We start from the raw sequence: 4,039 nt of genomic DNA, 5'->3' as shown, positions 1-4,039 counted from the left end.
TCCAGTCGTACTCGGTGCCGTTGGCGCGCACAAAGCGAGTCTTGTCCGCGTTCATGCGCCACGGGTGGTGCTGGGCGACGTCGATGTAGTGTTCGATGTCGCTCTTGCCGGCCTCGAGGCGGGTGGTGTAGCGCGTGCGCTCACCCGAGAGGTTCCGGCCGCGGCGCGTGCGCACCTGAATGACGCCGGCGGCGGCGCGCGAGCCGTACAGCGAGGCAGCGGCGGCGCCCTTCACCACTTCGATGCTCTCGATGTCCTGGGGGTCGATGTCGCCCAGGCCGTTGCCGCCGCCCAGAATGACGCCGTCCACGATGTAGAGCGGGTCCTGCGTGCGGCCGGTGGCGTTGATGCTCGTGGGGCCGCGCAGCAGGATGGACGGGGCCGAGCCCGGCTGTCCGCTGCCCTGCACCACGCGCGCACCGGCGACCTTGCCCTGGATGGCGCCGGCCGCGGAGGTCGCGGGAACCACCAGGTCCTCGGCGGTCACGCTGGCGACTTCGAACGGAACGCGGGCCCGCGACGTCGGCGCGGCCACACCGGTCACCACCAGCTCGTCGAGCTGGATGACGCTGGTGCTCATCTGGAAGTTCTGGGTCAGGCTGGCGCCCGGCGACAGCGTAAGCTGGCGGGAGACGGTGCCCAGGCCCTGGCGCGTGGCCGTGATGGTCACGCTCTGCCCCGCACGAATGCGGGCGCCCGGAATGGACAGGCGGTAGTTGCCGTCCGGACCGGTGGGGGATCCTACGTTGAGGCTCTCGATGCGCACGAGCACCGAGGGCTCGGGCTGGCCCTGAGCGTTCGTCACGCGGCCGGTTACCGTTGCGGCGTCCTGCGCCAGCAAGGCAACGGGCGTGAGGGCCGCCGCGATCACGACCGCGATCAGCCGACGGAAGTTTTGCATTCCTCGTCCTCCTGTGGTTCGGCAGCCCCCTGCGGGCCACCGAGGTTGGATCCGATCCGTGCGAATCGGAGACGCGCGGCATGCGCTCTCCGTCGCCGCCAGACGGCCGCCGCGGTTCACACGAGAAGCGCGGAGTCGCCCGATCGGGGTACAGCCTTCTGGTGAATAAACGGGCTCGCTGGAAGACCTCCTGGAAGAGTGGACGGATTGCGAACAACGACGGATATGAGAGCGCGCCGGAGCGCGTAGGCCACAGGATTGGGAACGTCGGAAAGGGCGCGAACGACAGGGAAGCGGAGAACCGTATGGCTGGAATGTCTGGTATATAGAACGGGCGTTCGATCATGTCAAGAGCACTTCTGCTCCCTGCCACCGATGCATCACGCCCGGCCCCGGACTCTCCCCTGCGGCCGTTTCAGCCCTCCGGCTGCTCCACCATGCGCACCGCGCGCAGCAGCGCGCGGGCCTTGTTGAGCGTTTCATCGTACTCGTCGGCCGGGCGCGAGTCGGCCACGATGCCGGCGCCGGCCTGCACGTGCGCCTTTCCGTCGCGCGCCACCACGGTGCGGATGGCGATGGCGGTGTCCATGGAGCGCCCGCCGTACCCGAAGTAGCCCGCCGCGCCGGCATAGGCCCCGCGGCGCACCGGCTCCAGCTCGTCGATGATTTCCATGGCCCGCACCTTGGGCGCGCCCGACACCGTGCCTGCGGGAAAGGAGGCGCGGAACACGTCCATGGCCGAAAGCCCCTCGCGCAGCGCGCCCTCCACCGTGGAGACCATGTGCAGCACGTGCGAGTACTTTTCAATCATCATGCGCTGCGGCACGCGCACCGTGCCCCAGCGCGACACGCGGCCCACGTCGTTGCGCCCCAGGTCCAGCAGCATCAGGTGCTCGGCTACCTCCTTGGGATCGGCCAGGAGGTCGGCGGCGAGCTCGTCGTCGTGCGCCTCGTCGCGCCCGCGGCGGCGGGTGCCCGCGATGGGGCGCACCGTGACGGTCCCTTCCTCCAGCCGCACCATGACCTCGGGCGACGACCCGATCAGCTGCATTCCGTCCAGTTCCAGGTAGAACAGGTACGGCGACGGATTGAGCGTGCGCAGGGCGCGGTACAGGTCAAACGGGCGCGCGCGCAGCGGCACGGTGAGCCGCTGCGAGAGCACGACCTGAAAGGCGTCGCCGGCGCGGATGTACTCCTGCACGCGGCGCACGCCGTCCTGGTAGCGCTCCGGGGTGGAGGTGCTGGTGAAGCCGGGGTCCTCGTCCCCCGCGGCCAGGGCCAGCGGCGCGGGGCCGGCGGCGTCGCCCAGCCGCGCGATCAGGGCTTCCACTTCCCGTGTCGCGGAATGATAACGCCTTTCCAACTCATCTTGTGACACCCCTTGCGTTTCGACCGCAATGACGGCGCGGGCGCGGTTGAAGAGGTTGTCGACGATGATCGTGGTCCCCGTGAACATGAACACCGCGTCGGGGAGCCCCAGGTCGTCGGCGGGGACGTCGGGAAGCCGCTCGATCAGGCGAACGACGTCGTATCCGAAGTAGCCCACCGCCCCGCCCCAGAAGCGCGGCAGGCCGGGCACCTCCGCGGGGCGGTGCGCCTGCAGCAGGGCGTCGAAGTCGCCGAGCGGGTCGGCGGATTCCACCGGCTCCGTCCATCCCCCGTCCGGCGTCCACGTGTCTACCCGGGTGCCGCGCAGGCGCCACGCCGAGCGGGGCTCGCTTCCCAGCAGGGTGTAGCGCGCCCACCGCTCGCCGCCCACCACGGATTCCAGCAGGAACCCGAAGGGCGGGCGCGCCAGCTTGTAGAAGGCGGACACGGCGGTGTCGGTGTCGAACAGAAACTCGCGCGACACCGGCACCAGGGTGGCATCCCCGGCCAGCCGCAGAAAGTCGGGGAGGGACGGCGTGTAGGACGGCATTCGGACGGACTTCAGGGATGAGGGAGGCGCGCGCGAGGTGCGGCGCGGGCGCGATCAGTCCGCGGCCATGGGGGCCTCGGGGAACTCCGCGCCGCCGTTCACGTTTTCTTCGTATACGCGCGAGGTGCCGGCGCGCTCGTCGTAATCCACCCGCAGCACCTGGTCCAGGCTTTCGCGGATGCCGTCGATGTGGGTGATGAGGATCACCTGCTCGAAGCGGTCTTCCAGGTGGTGCAGAAGCTGGACGACGTTGTCGCGCCGGGCCACGTCCAGCGAGCCGAACACTTCGTCCAGGATCAGCAGGGAGAGCGGGTGGCCCGCGCGCTCCGCGATCATCTGCGACAGGGAAAGGCGCAGCACCAGGTTGGCGATGTCTTCCTCGCCGCCGGAGATGACGGGCTTTTCCTCGCCCTCGTCCAGCACCATGAGGTTGTACGCCTCGTCGATTTCCATCGCCGTGTAGCGCCCGTCCGTAAGCTGCGACAGGAAAGCCGAGGCGATTTCGGAAAGCTCGGGGCGCACCTGGTCGTTCAGCTCCTGGCGCAGTTCGCTGTATGCGGCGTCCAGCTCGTCGTGGTAGCGCAGGTCTTCTTCCTGCGCCTCCACGGCGCGGCTGCGCTCCTCGAACTCGGTTTCGGCGCGGCGGGCGGCCTGCACGGCTTCTTCGGCCGTGCGCACGTTGCCGTTGGCGTCGGCCTCGTGCAGCTGCGCGCCGCGCAGGGCGGCGTCGGCGCGCTCGTGCTCCGCCCGCACGGAGGCGAAGGCTTCCTCGGAAAAGGCGAGGGCGCCCCGCTCGCCGGCGGCGGCGCGGCCGCGCTCCACCGCGTCGGCCTCGCGGGCGCGGGCGGCCTCCTGCTCCGCGGCCCAGTGCGGGCGGCGGGCGGCGGTTTCGTCCAGCCGGGCGGCGCGCTTTTCCAACTCGCGCAGTTCGCCCAGCCGCTTTTCCGCCTGGCGGTGCTCGGCGGCGTCGTAGCCGGAGGGGAGCGACTGGATCTCCGCGCCCAGCTGCTCGCGCCGCGCCACGCGCTGCGTGAGATCCGCCGAAAGCTCGTCGCGCTCGCGGACGGCGCTCTGGCAGCGGGTGTGCTTGCGGGCGCGGTCGTCGATCTGCTCGGAAAGGACGCGGACGCTCGTCTCCAGCTCGCCCACGTCCTCGGGCTTGGGCTCCAGCTGCTCGTGGCGGCGCGCCCACCACTTTCCGTCCTGCACGAGGGCGGCCC

The 4,039-nt window shown here is 70.4% G+C and carries 3 protein-coding genes; all 3 read right to left on the bottom strand.

Going from position 1 to position 4,039, the window contains the following annotated elements:
* Positions 1–901 (bottom strand): TonB-dependent receptor plug domain-containing protein (locus tag VF665_RS22380; RefSeq protein WP_331055698.1); only part of this gene is annotated, 901 nt, incomplete at its 3' end.
* Positions 902–1,316: 415 nt separating this feature from the next.
* A complete protein-coding gene (gene trpE, locus VF665_RS22375) occupies positions 1,317–2,819 on the bottom strand; it encodes an anthranilate synthase component I (protein WP_331055697.1) in 1,503 nt (500 codons plus the stop codon).
* Positions 2,820–2,873: 54 nt separating this feature from the next.
* The coding region (locus tag VF665_RS22370) for an SbcC/MukB-like Walker B domain-containing protein (RefSeq protein WP_331055696.1) at positions 2,874–4,039 on the bottom strand (1,166 nt) is incomplete at its 5' end.

The organism is Longimicrobium sp. (genome assembly GCF_036387355.1).
Taxonomy (GTDB): Bacteria; Gemmatimonadota; Gemmatimonadetes; order Longimicrobiales; family Longimicrobiaceae; genus Longimicrobium.
This window is presented reverse-complemented; position numbering and strand designations above follow the sequence as displayed.

Excerpts from the sequence above, each read along its gene's own strand:
- trpE (WP_331055697.1), bottom strand. The coding sequence starts at position 2,819 with ATGCCGTCCTACACGCCGTCCCTCCCCGACTTTCTGCGGCTGGCCGGG.